Here is a 20075-nt window from a genome sequence, read left to right as displayed (position 1 = left end):
CTTTGCCCCCGAGCGTCGCGCGCCGCCCGTGCGTGAGCGCATAACCACATGACCACGTGAGCGCGATCGGATCGCCATGTCGCAGCCGCCTGTCGCCGCCCGTCTACGCCGAACCACCCGCGCGCTCGCCGGATGGGGCCCGGGCTTGCTCGTCATGCTGGCCGACTGCGACGCCGGCAATGTCGTCGCAGCCGCGCAAAGCGGTGCGCAATGGGGCATCCGCCTGCTGCCGCTGCTGCTCGCGCTAGCCATTCCGCTCTATATGGTGCAGGCGCTGTGCGTCCGGCTCGGGATTGCTAGCGGCCGCGGATACGGCGCGCTCGTGCGCGAACGATTCGGGCGCGGATGGGCGGCGATCGCGGCCGCGGCGCTCGTCGTGGCCGTGATGAGTTCGCTCGTGACCGAATTCACCGGCATCGCCGGTATCGGCGAGATGGTCGGCGTGCCGCGGGCCGCTTCACTTTCGCTCGCTGCCGCCCTCTTGTTGGCGGTTGTATCGACGGGTTCGCACAAACGCGTCGATCGTGTGGCCATGCTGATCGGTCTGTTCGAGTTGGCTTTCTTCGTCGTCGCCTGGCACGCGCGCCCCAATTGGCCGATGCTGGCGCGGCAGTTGAGCGACCTTCCCGTGCGGCAGCCGCAGTTCGTCTATCTCGCGGCCGCGCTGATCGGTGCGACGTTCAATCCCTGGATGATCTTCTATCAGCAAGCGGCCATCGCCGACGAGCGAAAGTCCTTGTCCGACTACCGGTCGGCGCGCGTCGAAACCGCGGTCGGCGCGGTGTTGACGCAAGCGCTGACCGGCGCGGTGCTCGTCGCGGCGGCAGCGACATTGTCCTCGCGAGGCGGGTCGTTAGGACTGCAAAGCGTCGGCGAGATCGCATTCGCGTTTTTCGGCGTGACGGGCGAAGAGGCCGGCAGGCTGATTTTCAGCGTGGGGGTGCTCGGGGCTTCGCTCGTCGCCGCGATCGTCTGCTCGCTCGCGCTTGCATGGGGCCTGAGCGAAGTGACCGGCCACCGCGGCTCGCTGGACGCGCGGCCAACGCGTGCGCGCGGGTTTTACGGCGTCTATGCGGCTGCCGTCGCCGCGAGCGCATGCATCGTGTGGATTCAGCCCGATCTCGTCTCCGTGAACGTCGCCGCACAGGTCGTCAATGCGCTGTTGCTGCCGTTCGTCGTCGGCCCGCTGATCTGCCTGGCCGTCGTGGCGCTGCCGAGATCGCAGCGGCTGCGCGGCCCCTATCGATGGATCGTTTGCCTGTGCGCGGCGGCGGTGTGCACGGCCGGCATTGCCGGGGCCGCAGCCGGTTGGCTCGGTTAGCGTCGCCTCGATCGTGGCGAACAACGACAAGAACCTCATGACGTATTGACGCGTCGACGCATCGAGCGCCTTCATCGAGCGTGCGACGAGATCGGCATCCAATTTGCTGCACGTGCGGTTCAGGGAGGGGGCCGTTCGACGTCACGGCGGCGAACGAGCCTTTCGGTCCGTCCGTCGTGGGCGGACCGTCACGTTCGTCAACGAGGAGGCACAGCATGCACCGCACGAGCACGATCGGTTCTTCACTTCTTTTTGCGGCCGCCTGCGTAGTAGGCGCCGCTGCGCCATCGGCCTACGCCCAAGACGGGGCTTCGATGCCCAACCCGAGCAGCCGCGCCGAAGCACAATCGGCACCGGCCGGTAGCCAAGGGGCGGCCGGCGATTCCACGGCGGCTTTCAAGGCGGCCGACGAGCGCATGATGAGCGCGATGCAGGGCACCGCCTATACGGGCAACACCGACGAGGATTTCGTCGCGCACATGATTCCTCATCATCAAGGTGCCGTCGACATGGCCGAGACCGAGGTCAAGTACGGCAAGGACCCGCAGCTCAAACGCTTGGCCGCGCGCATGATCGCGAGCCAGCGTAACGAGATCGCCTTCATGAAGAGTTGGCAAAAGAAGCACGACAATCGATGAATGCCGCCGCCCGCGCTGCGATGTCGCGGGCGGCCGTACGGCACAGCCCTTGGGCGGTGAGTCGCCCAAGAATCGCTAGCCATCCCACTAAACGCGCGCAACCTGTCAGACCCAACGGGTTCGCCGATTCACTGCGTTTGTTAAATTAGCCCAATCAAGATAAATTTATCTGAAACAAAAGCGCGGCCGCGCGACATCGCCGAGTCCTGAGGAGGCGCAATGCTAGCTATGCTGCGCAAGGAGCGCCGCCTTTCCGTATTGATGACGGGCAATGTCTTGTCGCAAATCGGCGGTGGCGTCCACGAGTTCATCTTCATCATCACGGTCTTGCATGCCACGCATGCGAACGTCTTGCTTTCGGGCGCGATCTATTGCGTCCGCTTCATTCCCTACGTCGTACTGGGACCGCTTGGCGGCGCGCTGTCCGATCGCTGGCCGCGCCGATCGCTCATGATCGGTGCCGACTTGGCGCGGATGGCGATTACCGCTGCGTTCTGCTACTCGCTGGCGAGCGGCCAGATCGGCGTGACGGCGCTTGCGTTCGTCGGTATGTCGATGACGGCCTTTCGCACCGTGTTTCAACCGGCTTTTCAAGGCGCAATCCTCGGGCTCGTGCGCCGCGAGCATTGGCCGCAGGCCAACGGGGTCGTGCAAGCCGCGGCTGACCTAGGGGGGCTGATCGGCCCGGCGCTCGGTGCAACGTTGCTTTACTTCGTCGGCGAGCCAGGCTACGTCCTGGCGATCGATGCCACGACGTATTGCGTATCGGCGCTTTGCATCCGGCGGGCGGTTGCAGTGAAGTCGGAGCGCGTGCCGGCGCCGGCCGAACCCACGCGCGAACCGGTGACCTTGCTTGGGCTTTACCGCGACTTCGGTGCGACGATGAGAGCGGCGGTCGTTAGGCGCGACCTGTGCGCGAGCATCGGCTGTTCGGCACTATGCATCCTGTTCGTCGGCGCGGCGCTGCGGGTGTTCATCCCGACGATGCTTAAAGCCGAAGGCTTCGCGGATAGCGTGATCGGTTACGCCATGAGCGTTCTCGCGCTAGGCGCGATGGCCGGGGCGCTGTTGTGCGGCAGCCTCTCGCGCGATTTCAGCACGCCGAACCTCATGGCCTATTGGCGCTGGTACGGGTTTGCACTCGCGCTGTTACCGCTGTGCGCGGTGAGCGTGCCCGCGACATTGGCGGGATGCCTCGTATTGGGCGGTATCGGCGCGTTCGTCGACGTCACTTTGCCGACGAACATTCAACGTTTATCCACCGAAGCGAACGTCGGTAAGCATTTCAGTTTGTTTTCCACGCTCGCCAATACGAGCGAGGCGATGTCGGGCGCGTTCGCCGGAGCGTTGAGCCTAATCGCACCGGTCGGGGTCGGCATTTCCGTGATCGGCGCAGCCGTGATTGCGATCGGATACGCGGGCGCTGCGCGCTCGGTCCAGCGCCCAGCTTGATGGCTTTCCGCTTGCGTCCACCGTCGGATTCGACCCTTCCATAAGCGGCTGTTTATGTGCGGAATATACGTATCAATGACGCAAGCGCGCTGCCGTAATAGCGAGAGGGTGCGCTAGCCGGTTCCTCGAATCGTGCATGGGCGCGCCATTTCCGAAAAACGGGTGGGGACGCCAAAATGAATCGACTCGACAACATGACGGTGCTGAGCAAGCTATTGCTGGCCTTCGCCGTCGTGATCGCTTTCGGCATGATCGTGGGCGGCGTCGGCATATGGGGGCTCGCGACGATGCACGGCATTGCGTTCGACCTCGGGACCTCGCAGATGGACGGTCTATATGCCATCGAGGAAACCAACAAATATCGGCTCGACGCCGACCTCTCCGGCGCGAACCTCGGCTTCGCCGCCGATGCGGCTGCGAAGCAGCGCCTGCAGCAACGCATGGCCGACGCGTTAGTCAACATCCATCAGGATCTCGATCGCTTCAGCCAAACGGTGACGAACGATCAAGGGCGGGCGATTGTGGATGACGTCCGCACGAAAGAGCAAGCTTGGGACAAATACATTCGGATTCAGATCGGCACCGAGCCCATGCCGGCGGGCATGGATCAGAACACGATGGTGCAAGGGGTGATCGCCGCCAGCGACGCGTTGCGCGCCGCGCTGGAAACGGCGATCCGTTACAAGCACGAGGTGGCCAACGACAGCGTCGCCGAATCGACAGCGCGTTTCGAATCGATGCGCGCCATGATGTTTGCGTTCATGGCTGCATCGCTCGCTGCGGGCGGGGCGCTCGCGTGGCTGATAGCCAAGCGACTATCGCGTCAGCTCGGCGGCGAGCCGGGCTATGCGGCGCAGATCGCGAGCCGGATCGCGGCGGGGGATCTGGCCGTGCGTATCGAGACGCGCGCCGGCGATCGGACGAGCCTGCTATGGGCGCTCAAAGATATGCGCGAGCGGTTGGCGGAAATCGTGGCGCGCATTAGCCGCTCGAGCGAAGCGATCGCGGGGGCATCCGAACAACTGGCGCGCGGCAATGCCGATCTGTCCGAGCGCACCGAGCAAGAAGCCGCTTCGTTGCAAGAGACGGCATCGAGTATGGAGGAGCTGAGTTCGACGGTGCGGCACAACGCCGACAACGCGCGTCAGGCCAGCACGTTGGCCGGCGCGGCGTCCGATATCGCGACCAAGAGCGGGGGCTTGGTGGGCGAGGTTGTCGAGACGATGCGCGAACTCGCGAACGGCTCGAAGCGGATGACCGACATCATCGCGACCATCGAAGGCATTGCCTTCCAAACGAACATCCTCGCGCTCAATGCGGCGGTGGAAGCGGCGCGTGCGGGCGAACAGGGGCGCGGCTTCGCGGTCGTGGCGGGCGAGGTGCGTTCGCTCGCGCAACGTAGCGCCGTTTCCGCGAAGGAGATCAAGACGCTGATCGAAGCGTCGACGGCCAGTGTCGATAGCGGTGCCGAACTGGCCGAGCGGGCCGGCTCGACCATGAGCGAAGTCGTGCATGCGGTGCGGCGCGTGACCGACATCATGGGCGAGATCTCGGCCGCGTCGGGCGAACAGAGCAAGGGTATCGAGCAGGTTACCGTTGCAGTGTCGCAAATGGATCGCACGGTGCAGCAGAATGCGGCGCTGGTCGAGGAGGCGGCGGCGGCCGCCGGTTCGATGGCGGAGCAGGCGGGGAAGTTGCGATCGGCGGTTGCGGTATTTCAGCTCGGGGGGTAACGGCCGCTGTTGTCTTGGCAAGCGGTCCAGCCAAAGCAGCGTGGGCGCCTGCGTTGTGAGGGGACGGTGGCTATGAACTTGCGCAGGTTGCGAGCCGGCTCACTCAGTAGTTGCTCGACGCAAAGTCCTCGTCGCAAATTTGCTGATTGGCGATCCCGGAACCGCGGCGCAGCATCGGTCGAGTGAAAGATGGTAACGACGTCTGATTTTTATCCCATTTCGAACAATCGCAGCGTTGTCAGATACGCTTCTCGGAATTTTTCGAGGTGCCTCTGGATGGATTTGCGTCAGACGTCGTGGGTCGACTTGTTGCATGGAATAGAAACCGCAAACGAAAGCTCTCAGGTTGTTTCTGCTATCGAAGCCGTGACGGCACGGCTTGGATTCCAGCATTGGTCTTATGGGGCGAGGCCACATCGTACCCTCGATTATGACGAGGTCCGTGTGCTCAGCAACTATCCGCCTGGCTGGATGCACCACTACTTGGAAGAAGACTTCCTGTCCATCGACACGTCCGTGTTGCTGGCGGAGACGCGTCTCACAACAATTAACTGGGCCGAAGCCCGATCTGCGGGTGGGGACCGACTATGGGCGGAAGCGGCCGACTGCGGGTTGCGAGTCGGGCTTGCACATCCAACATGGGATCGTATGTCGATGTTCGGCCTGTTGAGCGTGGCACGAGAATCGAAGCCGATAACGCCGGCAGAATTTGAGTTCGTCGCGCCACGGTTAGCCTGGATAAGCGGACTAGCCCACGCAAAGCTCAGAAATCTTGAAAGCCCCTGTTTCGATGAGATGATTTCTTTGTCCGACCGAGAACTGCAGATTCTGAGATGGACTGCCTTGGGGAAGACGGCCTCTGAAGTCGCGTCTATCACAGGTGTTGCGACTCGCACCGTCAACTTTCATATCGGGAACATCCTGGTCAAGCTGAATGCGACTAACAAAATTCAGGCGACCGTGCGCGCGACTGTCATGGGCCTGCTTTAGCGCCATGTCAGAAAGTGGGCGCGTCCGTTTTTCGCTGACGACGCGCGCGTGTTCGTGTCCCACAACCTCAATTTGTACAATGAGAATCAATGCGCCGGACTGTCGCCTGAGGTCGGGCCGGCACCGCGACTTCGTTCGCGTGACGCACGAACACTACGCTAAGCGCAACCAGGCTTCTATTTGTGCATCGGCGTCATGTGTCATGGCAGCATATGCGGGAACTGTACGCATGAGAAACCTGTGGGTTAACGGCAGCGATTCGACGCTTAGGAATGGAAAAAGATGGTGAACCAGGTGATAGCAATCGGTTCGCGGAAAGAAGATATATCTCAAAATCGCGTTCTTCAATACAAAATTTCGCGTCTTTCTCATGGCGACACGTTCGTTCAATAGGCCGCCATGGTCTATGTAGTCGGTCAGATACTTATGCATTCTATATGTCGTTAAGAATGGTGCGATCAAAAAAGCTGATACCGAAAGCGGGTAAAAAACAAAGGCAACAAATACCGCGATCAGAACAAGAGTGCGCGCGCATTTCGCCCAAAGTGGCTCTGTTTGGTCGATAAGCCGCACAAAGAGATATTCGCGCAAATGCCGACAAAGAATTGCATTTGTTATGTGTTGCTTCAATGATGACCGGGTAATTTCTTTGTGAAACTCGAACCGTTTCAGATCTTTGAAGTCTAGATCGCGATCATAGTCGCCCAGATGTTGGTGGTGCGTGGCATGTTCCAGTCGCACGACACGGAAAGACGAAAGCTCAAAAATCGCGAATATATGGCCAAAGAAATCGTTAACTGATTTTGATGTCGCATAGGTCGAGTGACAACATTCGTGTGACATATTGTTGATGGCGCGGAATCGCGTTCCAACAAATATGATAATAAGCACCGAGATCGGCATCGAAGCGAAAATGCTAAGACGAAACGCCAGTTCACCCAGTATTACGCTCGATGCGATGGCGGTGATGTGGGTGGCGGCGATGAAGCCTGCCATCGGTGTTGATTTCTTTGTGTTCAATGAATGGATCGTTTCAATTTCCATATTCGACATGCGGTCTACTATCATTTTTTAGTGAAAAATTAGTGTGAAGTTAACCTCATAAAGCACGGCGCTGCACCTGGTCGGCGCGGGATGCCGTTTGGCATCCTATCCTCCGAAACTATCCCATCGGCGCAAGCTTATGCGACTTAAAAAAAATGTCAACATGACGAGAGCGGAGACCCCGAGCACAAATAATCCTATGACGAAATCAATTCCAAACCGAAATGCATGGCCGGCCACCGAAGCTCCGCAGGAGATGGGGAGTAGGGTTAATGTCAGGGCAATTGCTTTTGGGGGGAGAATGCCAATTGGCAACATCGACATTTGTCGAATTTCAGATTGTATATAGTCCGCCGGCGGAACTCTCCCTAACATGAGGGTTGGTAGATGGAGTATTAAGAAAAATCCGATATTCGCCGCGACTGACAGAGCTATCGCAAACCAGAAGAGGATAATTTTTTCCAAGGAGGGTGAGAGGTTTAGTAGATAAATATTATGTCCGACAATGCCGATGATGACGGCCAGAATCGCTTTGATGGGGTTGCACCATCGCAAGATCATCGTTGATAGGATTGGAACCGGGCGCACCAAATGACCGTCGATTTTTCCGTGATGTACTTGACGAAAAAATTCTTCGATAGAATCAAAGAAAGCTCCGCTTAAAAAATTAATTATCGCGTACGCAAAAAATATCACATACATGAATTCTTGGTTCCATCCTGCAAGGTCATTGGAAAAGGTAAATAGTCGATCGAAAAACGCTACTTGAAATATAAAGAACACAATCGATAGAGTGAGATCGAGTCCAATGTTCATGCGCCAAGTGATCTGCTGCATGAACGCCGCGCGTATCAGTGTGAAAAATGAGCGCACGTCAGCCGCCCGTGTTTGCAAGGCGCCTTATTCCTAGTCGCCAAAATACGCAGGATCCGAGCATGAGGGCGCTGGTCCAAAGCAGTTGCAAAGCAACTATGTGAAATGCAAAACCATAATTTGGATGTACCGAAAAATCGGCGATCGCTCCTATCTGAAGATAGAATGGATTCCCTGCCATAACTGGCTCCAACCAAGTCGGCCACAGACTTGCGGGTAACCAAGTTCCGCCTAGTACCGCCAATAGAATTATATGAAGAGAGCAAAGAAAATCGGGTTTTGTTAGCCAAAAAGCGACAAGCCCGATGGTAAGTGACAAGAGGTACGTTACTGCTTGCGATAACACGATCATGATAAGGGTAAGGGCAACTAGGCCGTAGCTCCACACATTTTCATTTGAGTAGTAGGCGCAGGCAGCTAGTGATGCGCCTACCGGGATGAGGTACACTAGGCTCTCCCCGATGAAGATATAAAAGTGGCGCACGGGTACAGATAAAGGTTTCGTTATCATCGGCTCAATGGTGCCGGCATCGAGATGCTCGGAGATTTGTCGAATAACGTCGTACCCGTTATTTAGGCGCCCCATCGTTAGGGCAATCGCGTAGTAAAAGATAATATCTTTTTGCGAAAATCCGTGGATGGTGATGGATTCGTCATGGCGAAATATGAAATTCCAAACCAAGATCTGAATTATGAATGGAATCGAAGTGGCGATTACAAAGTCTGCCAGCAGCATGGCTCTGTCTTGAAACAAACTGTGGCATGCTGCGCGACTACACGAAATCGCGCGAACGCTGCGCGTCCGGAGATTCATGGCGCATCTCCGCTTGTTTTGTCGTCTCTGAAATAGTTCAGCAATGCGCGTTCAAATGAGATGCGACGAATTTCGAAGCGAACGCTAGAAAGGCTGACCAAAACTTGTATTGCTTCGGGGGTGTCCTGTCGAGGAATATAAAATGTCGTCGGCTCACCGACGGCGATGTCGGTTGGCGCACTGCTAGTATGCTTCTTAAGCCACTCGCGCAAGTACACTAGGTCCCCCGCACCGTACCCGGTCGATATGGGCTCAATCCTGAATTCCATGTCGTCGGATAGTTGATGACGGAAGTCGTCCAATGTTGATTCGAGCTCGATTGTCCCATTATTGAGTAAAGCGACCCGGTCGCAGCAAGCTTCTATGTCGCCAAGGTCGTGGCTCGTCAACAAGATAGAGGTGCCCAATTCACGCTTGACCCAGTTGAGGTGATTTCGAAGTTCTGCTTTCGCTTGGATGTCCAGTCCAACCGTTGGTTCGTCAAGCATAAGCAAATCCGGCTCATGAAGCATTGCACAAGCAAGCTCAACCTTTACCCGTTCACCAAGGCTCAGCGAGCGAATTGCTTGGTTCAAAATCCGCTCCAGGCGAAGGCTGTGCGTAAGCTCGGACATCTTTCGCTCGAACTTCGTACGCGGAATGGCATAAAGCGACCGACAGAACGCGAAACTCGACGCGACGGGTAAATCCCACCACAACGAGCATTTATGGCCGAATACAACACCGATCCGTTGGCAGAAATCCGGCTGCCGCACATATGGAGCGTAACCAAGTACGCGAACAGAACCTTCGTCGGGTGTCTGGATGCCGCACAGCATCTTAACCACTGTCGACTTGCCCGCGCCATTAGGTCCGAGTAATCCGAGACATTCACCCTTCGCTAACCGAATGCTCAAATTCGTTACCGCCGCCTTGCGTGATAGTCTCGGGGATACCAAATCGAGCATACGCCCCCGAAAACCACTGCGCGGGTGCTTAACTACATAGCTTTTATACAGCCCATTTGCAACGATGCTCAGGGGGTGATTAGCTCTATCTCGAATATTCAACGGCATAGTGTTTCAAAATGAAATTCACATCGTTGAGAACATCTTCGGAGCCGCCAATCAGAATGAATTGACCGAGGTTATCCTCGTGGCAGAAGAATGGGCCTGAAGCATCGGCGCCAACGTCGGGGGCGGCTATTTCCACGACGGTGCTCAAGCGCTTTCTTGGGGGCAACATAACGTGAGTAACGTGGTGGCCGTGTGGTTCAGAATGGGCTTTGGGAAATATCACCCAGCCGCCGCAACGGACGGGTAGGTTCGCTGTTTTGAATGTTGTGTCGAGCCCCAACTGCAGCCGAAGATGTTCTAGCAGCAAGTCAACACCTTGCGCCAACTCGATGGTGCGCCTAATAGGACCGCCACCGGGGCGTGCGGCAAGTTCAAGAAACACACGCTCTCCGCTCGGTCGGATGAAGGCCTCTAGATGAAACGCGCCGTCAGGCACCCCAAGGGCGTCTAGGCACCGATCGACAAACGGTTGCCATTCGCTACACTCCACTGCGCTGACTGTCGTCGATGCCACCGGCTTACCGCCTAAGTACCCGAGGGGTGTGCCGATATACCTGGACGCGGTAACAAAAATGGCCTTTTGGGTGCGAACCAGCCCGTCTAGGTGGAACAGATCCCCATCGACGAACTCTTCGACATGCAGCTGCTTCTCCGACATGTCGGAATACTCGACAGCGGACGTAGCCATGGTAAGGCTGGCTAGATCGATTTGTTCCAAGGACCTAAGGACAACGACGCCAACTGATCCGGCGAGCGACCGTGGCTTCACTACGACAGGAAAGGAAATATTTCCGCGTTCCAAATCTTCCCGCGCGTATTGTCGAGGGATCGCGATACCAGCCTCCGCGACTAGCTGTTTCATCAAGAGCTTGTCTCGAACGCGACGCGCTGTGCCGGGCGACGCGCCACAGCATCGGGCTTCCTCCCTGAGTGCCGCGGCGATGCAGACGCTAAACTCGTCAACAGCGACCACTCGGTCGACGCGGAATCGGTTCACGAACTCCCTGATTTCCGCCGCGACGACCTCATTCTCCATAAAGTCAATAACCTGCACGCCTTCATGCTCGGGCTTGGTGCGGACATTCCTGCCGAACGTCTCCTCAAACGCAAAGTACTTGCATTGGGGTAGGACTCCTGCTCGCACGTATGAGCGGATTCTTGTCATCGCATCCGCTGACGACGAAACCACCGCGACCTTCTCGGCCGCCGATGCTTTGCAAAGGTTGGCTTGCGCTGGACGCGCACCGGTGGTCTGATGAATGTTCATTCTGACGGAACGATGGCTCATGATTCCGGACCCTGATCCAACAGGGTCCCCGGCGCCAGGTCGCAGAACAACGTCTTGCGCTTATAACTGGGTGCGGGCGGCAATGCTTCGACCGGGACAGCCTTCACATCGATCCGATATCCGAACAAGTCGCTGAGATGGGTTGAAAACCCTTCTATTGCAGCGCCGAAATTCTGCTGTCTCTCACCGCCGACGAACAACACCTCGATTGCGCAGAGGGTCTTCTGGATCACTCGAAATTCATTCAATCCCGTATCGCCCATGCAGAAGTACTCTTCTACGGCATGCAACACGCTTGCCGGTGAAATAACGGCCCCTGTGGATGTGCGGAATGCATCGTTAGCCCGGCCGTGCACCGCCGACAGTTGGCGGAAGCCGCTGCCGCAGGCGCAACGTACTGGACTGGATGACCACGCTGCGAGGTCTCCCTGGTCGTAGCGGATCATCGGCATCGCGCGGTTCCATAGGTCCGTAGCAACAACTGCCCCAGTGCCATTCGTCTCTGGACTAAGGATCTCAACGTAGGCGTTGTCTTCGACGACGTGATATCTCCCCGCACTACATTCAGTGGCAATGAGATCAATCTCCTCGGACGAGTATTCGTCGCGAACGGGGACGCCTAACGCTGCTTCGGCAAGCATTCGCTCCCGACTGGTTGTGGATTCTGAGTTGGTGCTCACTAGCGCTACGCCGTGTTTAGCCAGCGTACAGGACGTGGGCGCAAGCTTACTGAGGTAACTTCCTGTACACGATATGACCTTGGGGCGAAGCAGCGCCACATGACGTAAAAGGTTCTCGGGATCGCAGTCTTGCGTGACCGAAAACACTCGGTAGTCGCCAAGCATCGACGTATGCCACCAAGGCGCATGGTGAACGTTGTATAGCCAATCGTCCGCCTCTAAACGAAAGTTTCCAGCATGCTCAAACATCCGGTACTTTAGAAGCGTGTCAAGATCCGCACGGTCTTGCTCGACGATCAATTGCACCTGCTTTCCAGACGAACCTGAAGATCCTACGAGCCTACAACCCGACGCGTCAAATCCCGCCGAAACAATGGCACCTGGATATCCAGAGATCACATCATCTCGCGTCAAAATCGGTAGGGATTCGAAATCACGAAATGACCGAATGCCGCCCAGCTCGTATCCAGCGCTTGCGAATCGAGATTGGTAGAGCGGGCAAGTGGTGTACGCCCAGTCAACCAGACGCTGCAATTGACGTAGCTTCCAGGTGTCGAGTTCACGGCGGGACGCGAACAATCGTTCACGGAACTCGTCGCGATATGCATTCCAGAAGCCGAGCATCGCCGCTTGCCTCCGATTTGTTTCGGGCTGCGATAGCTTGATAAGGTTTGTGTGTTTGCGAATTTCGGTCAAGCCGTAGTCGGCGCGCAACACATCGTAGACATCGGTCGTCATTTCGCGCGTTCCATTTAAAGGTAGTTATCAAGTCGGCCACGTCTCCGCACATCCAGCGTGGCACAATGAAACGAGCCGCCCAGGCTCTGGAAATGACGAAACGAACAGGGTATTGGAGTGAACCCCCAGCGCGTGAAGCTGGCGATCAGGTGTTCCTCCTGTGCCTCCACGATTACTCGTTTTTCGTCAAGCATCAGCACATTGCTATGAATCCATTTACTCGTCATATACAGCGGATGACTATCGGGAAGCGTGGAGGCGGGCGGCGTCAAAACGTCCCAGTGCCGAAAAATATCGGGAAGCCGACTCACCCATGCTCGATTCACCAACACCTTTCCAGGAGCGAGCGGCAAGATAGTTGTATCGATATGCATCGGCGAAGCATCGTCGAACGAAAAAACGTGGACCGTGAACTCGGGCCCCAGCGCCATCCTTAGCCAATCTACGCCCTTCCGGTTCGTCACGTGGCTGCGCTGGCCGATGATGTCTCTCCCCAATCGGACGAAATCGGCAGCATCGAAAAGCGGTTCATCATCTCTAATTACTGAATCGAAGAACGATTTTTCGTGGGAAAGATTCCAAAGGTCATCCTTCAGCATGGGCTTTGGGGCGGATATCCAATGCGCTCCGCGATCAAAATAGTCTTGTAAGATTGAACGAAAGGCAAACGTCTCGAAATATCGGCTTCGCCAAGCCATTGGTGCCTCGATAATGGTGTTGCCCATCGAAAAAAGGCAATCCCGCGGCATCGCCGAATAAAAGCCGCCATTCGTGGAAAAGTAAGGTGTTGAAATGGTTTTTCGATGATTAAATTCATCGGGTCGACGAACGACAACGCCCTCTGACGAAAGCAGCGACGCCAGCTGATCAACTTCGCGTTTGGCCAATGCAACGAGATCCGAAGGAAACCTGTCAGGGAGCGCCCGGAAGAAGCTCGCGGCCTTTTCCGGAATCACCGCATTTAGGTTCGGGTCCCAGTCGGGAACCCGGATGTCGTCGATGATTCCGACTATCACTTCCTCAAGCGGGTCCCATTCAGTAAATACGCTGACTGGTGATCGTGAGGGATCAGGTTGAGGCCACTTCTCTGCGGCTTGAAGATCGGCGCGAGAATTTTCAACGCTGTCGTACATTTTGGCCTCGCTTGATAGAATCTCGTAGCGACTTAGGAGTAATCGTGCTTCGGACTAGGGATGCTTCGTCGATATATTGTGGTTGATATGGAAGCGTGGCCAATTTTTCCCTCATACGGCGAACCGCATCATCACACGAATCGTTACGAGCGACGATCCAGCTCCAATCATGCTCGTCGGATCCGAAGTAAACTACGCACGGAAAAATTGCGTTAGCCCGAACCCACGATCGAATCAAAGTTTCTTGCCTCCAAAGGCAGCAGTTGCCCGCTTGCGAGATCACAGCGCCGCCAGGAGAAAGAAGGTCACTGAGCATGCGAAGAAAGTCAGCATCGTACAATCGGCATTGCTGGCCACGGCAGTGCACATCTTCGTCCGGCAGATCAACGACGATGACATCAAATTTAAGTCCACTTTGGAGCGCCGATTTGACATACTCCAATCCGTCCTGCACTACGACGTGCACCGGACCGATTTTTTCGCGTGCGTTCCGTAACTGATCCTTTGTGTAACCATAGGGGAGAAACTCCGAGCACGCGAAAAGACACTGTTCGTCGATGTCGACATGGATGACGTTCTTGGCGCCCGCCGATACTGCGATCTCGCTAGCGACGCCCTCAGTGGAGCCGATTACCAACACGGAGTCGATCTTGTCGGCTAGAAGCACGGCCGGTAGCACCTGTGCTTCGTGATAGGCAAGCTGTGCGGCTTCAGTACTTTGGCGTTCGGAGTTGCAAAAGAGACTGATTCCCTGCGATGACACGGCGATAAGAATGTCTTGGAACGGGCTCGTTGTTTTGTAAAGCACGCGTTCGAGCGCCCATGTGCGCGTCAAACCCGGGGCGACTTGCTCGATGACATTCATACTGTCGCGCTCCCAAACCGATGGCGTTGCGTGTGAGGTACTATTCATTTCCTCTCCTGATTTCTGTTGAATTCCAATCCGTTGGTTTCAAGGACTCGATCAGCGATGCCAATGTTAGATGTGGGCGACATTCCCCACATGTGAAGATGTCAAGAAACATCGCGCGCTTTTCCGGGTATGTGTGTATCGATGCATGCGACTCCGATAACAGTGCGACAATCGTTACACCGGATGGAGTAAATTGCTTGGTTTGCATGCCGCAGAGAGTTGCACCGCTTTGCGCGACTGCATTTGCGAGCGAGGAGGTAAGAAATTGGCTATCGTCGAGAATGGTTCCGTCAACCCCATATAGCTCCGCCATAAGATGCATTCCGGCGAAACTGCCGATGTCAAGCGGTTTACGCTGATGAAAATGTTTTCTTGCAGAGTGCTGTCGTACGGTGGTCGGATCCAAGGTTCTTCCTTATCAAGCCGAAAATCGATGTGGTGTTGAAAAGTGTGATCAATTGTTGTCGTATTATCTTGTTCAGCATCTTGCGACACATTTGGCATATGATCGGTTCTTGCTAGCACGTGGACGAATAATGTCAACGCTTCTTACTATTTTCAACTGGCAGTGTTGCCAAAAAAATTGAGAAAATTCTCGGAGCGCAAGCTGCGGAAGTCTGCGTCGATGTTTGACGGGCGTTCGAGGTGATCCGCTTTAACTTCAACCGTCGGCATCAATATTGGTGAGAGCCCGGCGTGCAGAAATGGACACCGCATGCGTCGGCGTGCATAGAGTTCGGCACCGGATTCGATCGTCTTCCCCGGGCCACCCGGTCCTCTGCACTCGACCGCATGTCAATCGCTTGTCACCGCTTATTGCCGTCCTTAAACTCGCGTGATTCCAATGCGCCGCCCCAATGAGGCGGCGCAACCCCCCACGTACGCGAGAAGGAGCCCAACAAGCATGGCCGAATCCTATTTTCCGCGCTGGCGTCTTGCGCCGCGCGCCGCCGAGGGACGCGTCGTCGCGCCCGACGAGCGTCTGCCGTGGCCGCAGACGGTTGCCATGGGGGTGCAACACGTCGTCGCGATGTTCGGCTCGACCGTGCTCGCTCCGCTGCTGATGGGCTTCGATCCGAACCTATGCATCTTCATGTCCGGCATCGGCACGCTGCTGTTCTTCGTGCTCGTAGGCGGACGCGTGCCCAGTTATCTCGGCTCGAGCTTTTCGTTCATCGGTCTCGTCATCGCCGTGACGGGCTATGCCGGGCACGGCCCCAACCTAAATGTGCCCGTGGCGCTCGGCGGCATCGTCGCCTGCGGCGTCGTCTACGCGATCATCGGCCTCATCGTCGGCGCGGTCGGCACGAAATGGATCGAGGCGCTCATGCCGCCCGCCGTCACGGGCTCGATCGTCGCCGTCATCGGCCTAAATCTCGCGCCGATCGCGGTGAAGAGCGTCAGCGGATCGACGTTCGATTCTTGGATGGCGATCATGACCGTCCTCAGCGTGGGCATCGTCGCCGTGTTCACGCGCGGCATGGTGCAGCGTCTGCTCATTCTGATTGGGCTCGTGATCGCCTACGCGATCTATGCGGTCTTGACCAACGGCCTCGGTCTCGGCAAGCCGGTCGATTTCTCCATCGTCGCCCATGCCGCCTGGTTCGGTTTGCCGCACTTCTCGGCGCCCGTGTTCGATCCGCATGCGATGTTGCTGCTGGCACCGGTCTCCGTCATTCTCGTCGCGGAAAACCTCGGGCATATCAAGGCCGTGAGCGCCATGACCGGGCAAAACCTCGATCGCTATATCGGCCGAGCGTTCGTCGGCGACGGCCTCGCCACGATCGTGTCGGGTTTTGCCGGCGGCACGGGCGTGACCACCTACGCCGAGAACATCGGCGTGATGGCCGTCACGAAAATCTATTCGACGATCGTGTTCGTCGTGGCCGCCCTCATCGCGATCATCTTGGGCTTCTCGCCGAAGTTCGGCGCGCTGATCGAAACGATCCCGGGCCCCGTGCTCGGCGGCGTGTCGATCGTCGTATTCGGTCTGATCGCGGTGACGGGCGCGCGCATTTGGGTTGTCAACAAGGTGGACTTCTCCGATAACCGCAATCTGATCGTCGCCGCCGTCACCCTTGTGATCGGCGCCGGCAATTTCTCTTTGCAGATCGGCGGCTTCGCCCTCGGCGGGATCGGGACCGCCACCTTCGGCGCGATCTTGCTCTATACGCTGCTTCGGCGCGAATCGGCGCGCGGCCCGGTGCTTTGATCGAAACGCGCGCGCATAGCGAGCCCGTTTGCACCGCACTGGTGCGAGCGGCTCGCGGCAGCACCGCGCGGCAACTCGCGCGTCACTCCGCACACGCCCGCCGCCGCTGACGCGCGCGGCCTTTTCCCTCCCTTTCCCTTCGATACCCAGCCTGCCCCGCGGCGCGCGCCGCCGGAAAGCGTATGCCCTACCTCGGCGCAAGGCCGAGCGTGCGCATAAAGCTTGCTTTCATCGCGGCGGCCACTACATTAAAAACGATCGAGGGAGCCCGTCGATGATGGTTTTTGCCTTTCGCTTTCAGCGCCGTTTGCGCCGCCGGCCGACATGCGGCGTTCGAGATGTTCGTACTATCCGTGCCATCGGTGCGGGGAGGTCGCCATGGTGAGCCCCGTCCGCGAGGAGGCCGCCGCGCGCGCGCCGACGGCCCAATTAGAGTCGACGACGATCGCGCAGCGTCATGTGCTGCGCCACCGCGACTTCACGCTCACGAGCGTATTTCAGCCGATTTTCAGCTTGTCGCACATGCGCGCCGTGGGCTACGAGGGTTTGTTGCGCGCGCATGACACCTTCGATCGCCCCGTGCCGCCGCTCGATGTATTCGGCGATGCCGCGCGCCATGGCGAACTGCACTACGTCGACCGCCTCGCTCAGTCCCTGCATCTGGAAAACTTCAAGACGCTGCGGGCCGAGCGCGAGTGGCTGTTTCTCAACGTCCACGCCGGCGCACTGGCGGATTCGTACCACGCCGCCGCGTTTCGCGCGCATCTCGATCGCCTGGAGCTGTCGCCGCGACGTATCGTGATCGAGCTGCAAGCCGTCCGTGCCGAAGATTTCGACAAGCTTGCGGAGGAGGCGGCAGGCTTTCGCGAGCAGGGCTTTTTGATCGCGCTCGACGATTTCGGCGCCGGCGATTCGAATCTGGAGCGGATCTGGCAGCTCGATCCCGACATCGTCAAGGTCGATCGCATGATGCTCTCGCAAGCGGCGCACCGGACGCAGGCTGCGGCGATTTTGCCGGGCTTCGTCTCGATGTTGCACGAAGCGGGCAAGCTCGTACTCGTGGAAGGTGTCGAGACGGAGCACGAAGCGCAGCTCGCATTCTCGTGCGACGTGGACTTCGTTCAAGGCTTTTACTTCGGGCGCCCGAACCCCGCCGCGGCCGACAGCGTCTACGCAGCCGATCGCATCGCGGCGCTGGCCGAGCGGCATCGCACGCTCACCGAAGCGCGCGAACGCGTGCGTGCCGGCCGCCTCGCCCCGTATCTGCAAGCATTCGACCGCGTGGGCGAACGCCTGGCTCAAGGGGAGCCCATCGAGGAAGTGTGCTGGAACTTCCTCGCGCTCGATCACGCGGCGCGTTGCTTCGTACTCGACGAGCATGGCCGGCAAGCGGGCCGCAACGTCGTATTGCGCGCCGATCGCGCGGGGCGGGAGGCGCGCTTCGCGCCGGTGGCCGACGCACAGGGTGCCAATTGGATGCGCCGGCCGTATTTCAATGCGGCCATCGATGCGCCCGATCGCATCCATGCGACAAGGCCGTACCTGTCGATCAACGAAGCACTACCTTGCGTCACGCTGTCGATGGCCGTGCGAATCGATGAACGTCTATGCGTTTTGTGCGGCGATATCGATTGGCAGGAAGACGACTAGCGCCATTGGCGGCGGGCGGGGCGCGTGCGCCCATCGCGGCCGCCGCCTCGCTGCTCAGCCTTGATCTGTCCGCCCCGGCGCCTATCATCTGAATAGGCGCGACCGGCGCATCGCCCGTTCGAGCGCTCGCGGCGCGTGGTTTGCTACGGATCGCTACTCGTAGGACACGCGCGCCGCGACCGCGATTCGACTCTCCTCGCACGCGAGGCCGAGACGCGCTCCCACCGATAACAAGCACAAGGAGCAGACTCATGATGGTTCGGCATTTGCGTACATCGCGCGTATCCGATCGTCTGCGGCAAGTTGCGGGCGCGCTCGGATTATCGATAGCGATCGCACCCAACGCCGCTCATGCGCAAGAGACGATCAAGATCGGGGTGCCCGTGCCGCTCTCGGGCAGCTACTCGACGGCCGGCAAGGACATCCTGAACGGTGCGCAGCTCGCCGCGAACGACATCAACGCCAAGGGCGGCGTGCTCGGCAAAAAGATCGAACTCGTGCCCGAGGACGATCAATGCGACGCGGATACCGCGGCCGGTGCCGCGCAAGCCCTAGTCGGCAAAGGGGTGGTAGCGGTGGCGGGCGGCTACTGTTCGAGCGCGGCGTTGCCCGAGTTGCGCGTGTTTCATGGCGCGAATCTGGCCTACGTGATGGATGCATCGACGAATCCCGAACTCACCGAGAAGGGCTGGAACGATGCGTTTCGCACGATCGGCCGCGACGACGAACAAGGACCGTTTGCGGCGAAGTTCATGAAGGAGGTGCTGCACGCGAAATCGGTGGCCGTCATCAACGACAACACGACTTATTCGAAGGGCTTGGCCGATAACGCCGTCGATGCGTTGAAGAAGCAGGGCCTCGACGTGGTGTACAACGACGCGGTGACGCCCGGGCAAATGGATTATGCCGACGTCGCCAAGAGCGTCGGCGATTTGAAGCCCGATGTCGTCTACTACACCGGTTATTACCCCGAGGCGGCCTTGCTCGCGAAGGACGTTCGGCAGTTGAAGCTGCCCGTCAAAACCCTCATGGGGGGCGACGGCACCACCGATCCCTCGTTGATTCGAACGGCCGGCCCCGCCGCCAAAGGGATGATCTGTACGACGGCGCCGCTGCCGCAATTCCTGACGAACCCGAAGGCGCGCCGTTTCATCGCCGACTATAAGAAGGCCTACGGTGCCGATACGACGCCCGGCCCTTATTCGATCTACGAGTACGATGCTGTGTCCGTGACGGCGCAGGCGATCGCCGACGCGAAATCGACGAAGCCCGCCGACATTGTCGCGGCCTTGCACAAGATCTCGAACTTCAAAGGGGCGACGGGCGACATCACTTTCAACGACAAAGGCGACCGCAGCCATGCCGTCTATATGGCGGTGATCGCGGAAGGCGGGAAGTTCCAGCCGTATCGTCAGCTCGAACCCGGCGGGCGCTGGGTTGCGCCGAAGTAGCGCTTGAGTGGATGGGCGCACGTGCGGGCGGACGCGCCGTGTTTGCGCGCGTCCGCCCGCACACCGGGGCCCTGGTTTAGGCCCGAGCCC

Annotated in this window: 17 protein-coding genes; 8 read left to right on the top strand and 9 right to left on the bottom strand. The window is 58.3% G+C overall.

The features are described from left to right. Window positions 1-76: 76 nt before the first annotated feature. The 5 genes from ACTHN9_RS11905 (at window position 77) to ACTHN9_RS11885 (ending at window position 6134) form a co-directional block, all read left to right on the top strand. The gene (locus ACTHN9_RS11905) at window positions 77-1321 is read left to right on the top strand and encodes an NRAMP family divalent metal transporter (RefSeq protein WP_440536963.1); all 1245 of its coding nucleotides are present in this window, start codon (window positions 77-79) and stop codon (window positions 1319-1321) included. Window positions 1322-1536: 215 nt separating this feature from the next. Then, entirely contained in the window at window positions 1537-1959 is a 423-nt protein-coding gene (gene copM, locus ACTHN9_RS11900; protein WP_440536962.1) for a CopM family metallochaperone, read from the top strand. A 219-nt stretch (window positions 1960-2178) separates the two neighbouring features. Next, the gene (locus tag ACTHN9_RS11895) at window positions 2179-3411 is read left to right on the top strand and encodes an MFS transporter (protein ID WP_440536961.1); all 1233 of its coding nucleotides are present in this window, start codon (window positions 2179-2181) and stop codon (window positions 3409-3411) included. 176 nt (window positions 3412-3587) lie between these two features. Continuing rightward, window positions 3588-5144, top strand: coding sequence for a methyl-accepting chemotaxis protein (locus ACTHN9_RS11890; protein WP_440536960.1), 1557 nt, complete (start codon window positions 3588-3590; stop codon window positions 5142-5144). A gap of 276 nt (window positions 5145-5420) precedes the next feature. Then, entirely contained in the window at window positions 5421-6134 is a 714-nt protein-coding gene (locus ACTHN9_RS11885; RefSeq protein ID WP_440536959.1) for an autoinducer binding domain-containing protein, read from the top strand. A gap of 153 nt (window positions 6135-6287) precedes the next feature. On the opposite strand, the gene ACTHN9_RS11880 is transcribed toward ACTHN9_RS11885, so the two are convergent. From ACTHN9_RS11880 to speD, 9 genes are all read right to left on the bottom strand, one after another. Then, complete coding sequence (locus ACTHN9_RS11880; RefSeq protein WP_440536958.1) at window positions 6288-7187, bottom strand: fatty acid desaturase family protein; 900 nt, start codon at window positions 7185-7187, stop codon at window positions 6288-6290. A 96-nt stretch (window positions 7188-7283) separates the two neighbouring features. Then, window positions 7284-8015, bottom strand: coding sequence for an ABC-2 family transporter protein (locus ACTHN9_RS11875; protein WP_440536957.1), 732 nt, complete (start codon window positions 8013-8015; stop codon window positions 7284-7286). A gap of 37 nt (window positions 8016-8052) precedes the next feature. Next, window positions 8053-8787, bottom strand: a complete 735-nt coding sequence (locus tag ACTHN9_RS11870; RefSeq protein ID WP_440536956.1) for an ABC-2 family transporter protein — start codon at window positions 8785-8787, stop codon at window positions 8053-8055. Window positions 8788-8861: 74 nt separating this feature from the next. Next, a complete protein-coding gene (locus tag ACTHN9_RS11865; RefSeq protein WP_440537010.1) occupies window positions 8862-9812 on the bottom strand; it encodes an ATP-binding cassette domain-containing protein in 951 nt (316 codons plus the stop codon). Window positions 9813-9897: 85 nt separating this feature from the next. Continuing rightward, window positions 9898-11208 carry an ATP-grasp domain-containing protein gene (locus tag ACTHN9_RS11860; RefSeq protein WP_440536955.1) on the bottom strand — a complete coding sequence of 437 codons (1311 nt, stop codon included), beginning with the start codon at window positions 11206-11208 and terminating at the stop codon, window positions 9898-9900. Further along, window positions 11205-12626: a phenylacetate--CoA ligase family protein gene (locus ACTHN9_RS11855; RefSeq protein WP_440536954.1), complete on the bottom strand. Its 1422-nt coding sequence runs from the start codon at window positions 12624-12626 to the stop codon at window positions 11205-11207. Before ACTHN9_RS11855 ends, ACTHN9_RS11860 begins: the two co-directional genes overlap by 4 nt. 14 nt (window positions 12627-12640) lie before the next feature. Further along, window positions 12641-13759, bottom strand: a complete 1119-nt coding sequence (locus tag ACTHN9_RS11850; protein WP_440536953.1) for an amidinotransferase — start codon at window positions 13757-13759, stop codon at window positions 12641-12643. Beyond that, window positions 13743-14624, bottom strand: a complete 882-nt coding sequence (locus tag ACTHN9_RS11845; RefSeq protein WP_440536952.1) for a spermidine synthase — start codon at window positions 14622-14624, stop codon at window positions 13743-13745. The genes ACTHN9_RS11850 and ACTHN9_RS11845 overlap by 17 nt, the downstream gene beginning before the upstream one ends. 40 nt (window positions 14625-14664) lie before the next feature. Then, window positions 14665-15078 (bottom strand): adenosylmethionine decarboxylase, encoded by a 414-nt coding sequence (gene speD / locus ACTHN9_RS11840; protein ID WP_440536951.1) that lies wholly within the window; start codon window positions 15076-15078, stop codon window positions 14665-14667. A gap of 498 nt (window positions 15079-15576) precedes the next feature. On the opposite strand from speD, the gene ACTHN9_RS11835 reads away from it, so the two are divergent. From ACTHN9_RS11835 to ACTHN9_RS11825, 3 genes are all read left to right on the top strand, one after another. Then, window positions 15577-16884, top strand: coding sequence for a solute carrier family 23 protein (locus ACTHN9_RS11835; RefSeq protein WP_440536950.1), 1308 nt, complete (start codon window positions 15577-15579; stop codon window positions 16882-16884). 378 nt (window positions 16885-17262) lie between these two features. Beyond that, a complete protein-coding gene (locus tag ACTHN9_RS11830; protein WP_440536949.1) occupies window positions 17263-18534 on the top strand; it encodes an EAL domain-containing protein in 1272 nt (423 codons plus the stop codon). A gap of 251 nt (window positions 18535-18785) precedes the next feature. Continuing rightward, complete coding sequence (locus tag ACTHN9_RS11825; protein WP_440536948.1) at window positions 18786-19985, top strand: branched-chain amino acid ABC transporter substrate-binding protein; 1200 nt, start codon at window positions 18786-18788, stop codon at window positions 19983-19985. The last annotated feature ends 90 nt before the right edge of the window (window positions 19986-20075 follow it).

Source organism: Trinickia sp. (genome assembly GCF_051953405.1).
Lineage (GTDB): Bacteria > Pseudomonadota > Gammaproteobacteria > Burkholderiales > Burkholderiaceae > Trinickia.
This window is presented reverse-complemented; position numbering and strand designations above follow the sequence as displayed.

What these genes read in the sequence shown, in the direction of transcription:
- ACTHN9_RS11860 (WP_440536955.1), bottom strand. Translation starts at nt 11,208, where the DNA reads ATGAGCCATCGTTCCGTCAGAATGAACATTCATCAGACCACCGGTGCG.
- ACTHN9_RS11835 (WP_440536950.1), top strand. Translation starts at nt 15,577, where the DNA reads ATGGCCGAATCCTATTTTCCGCGCTGGCGTCTTGCGCCGCGCGCCGCC.
- ACTHN9_RS11830 (WP_440536949.1), top strand. Translation starts at nt 17,263, where the DNA reads ATGGTGAGCCCCGTCCGCGAGGAGGCCGCCGCGCGCGCGCCGACGGCC.
- ACTHN9_RS11870 (WP_440536956.1), bottom strand. Translation starts at nt 8,787, where the DNA reads ATGCTGCTGGCAGACTTTGTAATCGCCACTTCGATTCCATTCATAATT.
- ACTHN9_RS11905 (WP_440536963.1), top strand. Translation starts at nt 77, where the DNA reads ATGTCGCAGCCGCCTGTCGCCGCCCGTCTACGCCGAACCACCCGCGCG.
- ACTHN9_RS11845 (WP_440536952.1), bottom strand. Translation starts at nt 14,624, where the DNA reads ATGAATGTCATCGAGCAAGTCGCCCCGGGTTTGACGCGCACATGGGCG.
- ACTHN9_RS11875 (WP_440536957.1), bottom strand. Translation starts at nt 8,015, where the DNA reads ATGCAGCAGATCACTTGGCGCATGAACATTGGACTCGATCTCACTCTA.
- ACTHN9_RS11895 (WP_440536961.1), top strand. Translation starts at nt 2,179, where the DNA reads ATGCTAGCTATGCTGCGCAAGGAGCGCCGCCTTTCCGTATTGATGACG.
- ACTHN9_RS11865 (WP_440537010.1), bottom strand. Translation starts at nt 9,812, where the DNA reads ATGCTCGATTTGGTATCCCCGAGACTATCACGCAAGGCGGCGGTAACG.
- ACTHN9_RS11885 (WP_440536959.1), top strand. Translation starts at nt 5,421, where the DNA reads ATGGATTTGCGTCAGACGTCGTGGGTCGACTTGTTGCATGGAATAGAA.
- copM (WP_440536962.1), top strand. Translation starts at nt 1,537, where the DNA reads ATGCACCGCACGAGCACGATCGGTTCTTCACTTCTTTTTGCGGCCGCC.
- ACTHN9_RS11890 (WP_440536960.1), top strand. Translation starts at nt 3,588, where the DNA reads ATGAATCGACTCGACAACATGACGGTGCTGAGCAAGCTATTGCTGGCC.
- ACTHN9_RS11825 (WP_440536948.1), top strand. Translation starts at nt 18,786, where the DNA reads ATGATGGTTCGGCATTTGCGTACATCGCGCGTATCCGATCGTCTGCGG.
- ACTHN9_RS11880 (WP_440536958.1), bottom strand. Translation starts at nt 7,187, where the DNA reads ATGTCGAATATGGAAATTGAAACGATCCATTCATTGAACACAAAGAAA.
- ACTHN9_RS11850 (WP_440536953.1), bottom strand. Translation starts at nt 13,759, where the DNA reads ATGTACGACAGCGTTGAAAATTCTCGCGCCGATCTTCAAGCCGCAGAG.
- ACTHN9_RS11855 (WP_440536954.1), bottom strand. Translation starts at nt 12,626, where the DNA reads ATGACGACCGATGTCTACGATGTGTTGCGCGCCGACTACGGCTTGACC.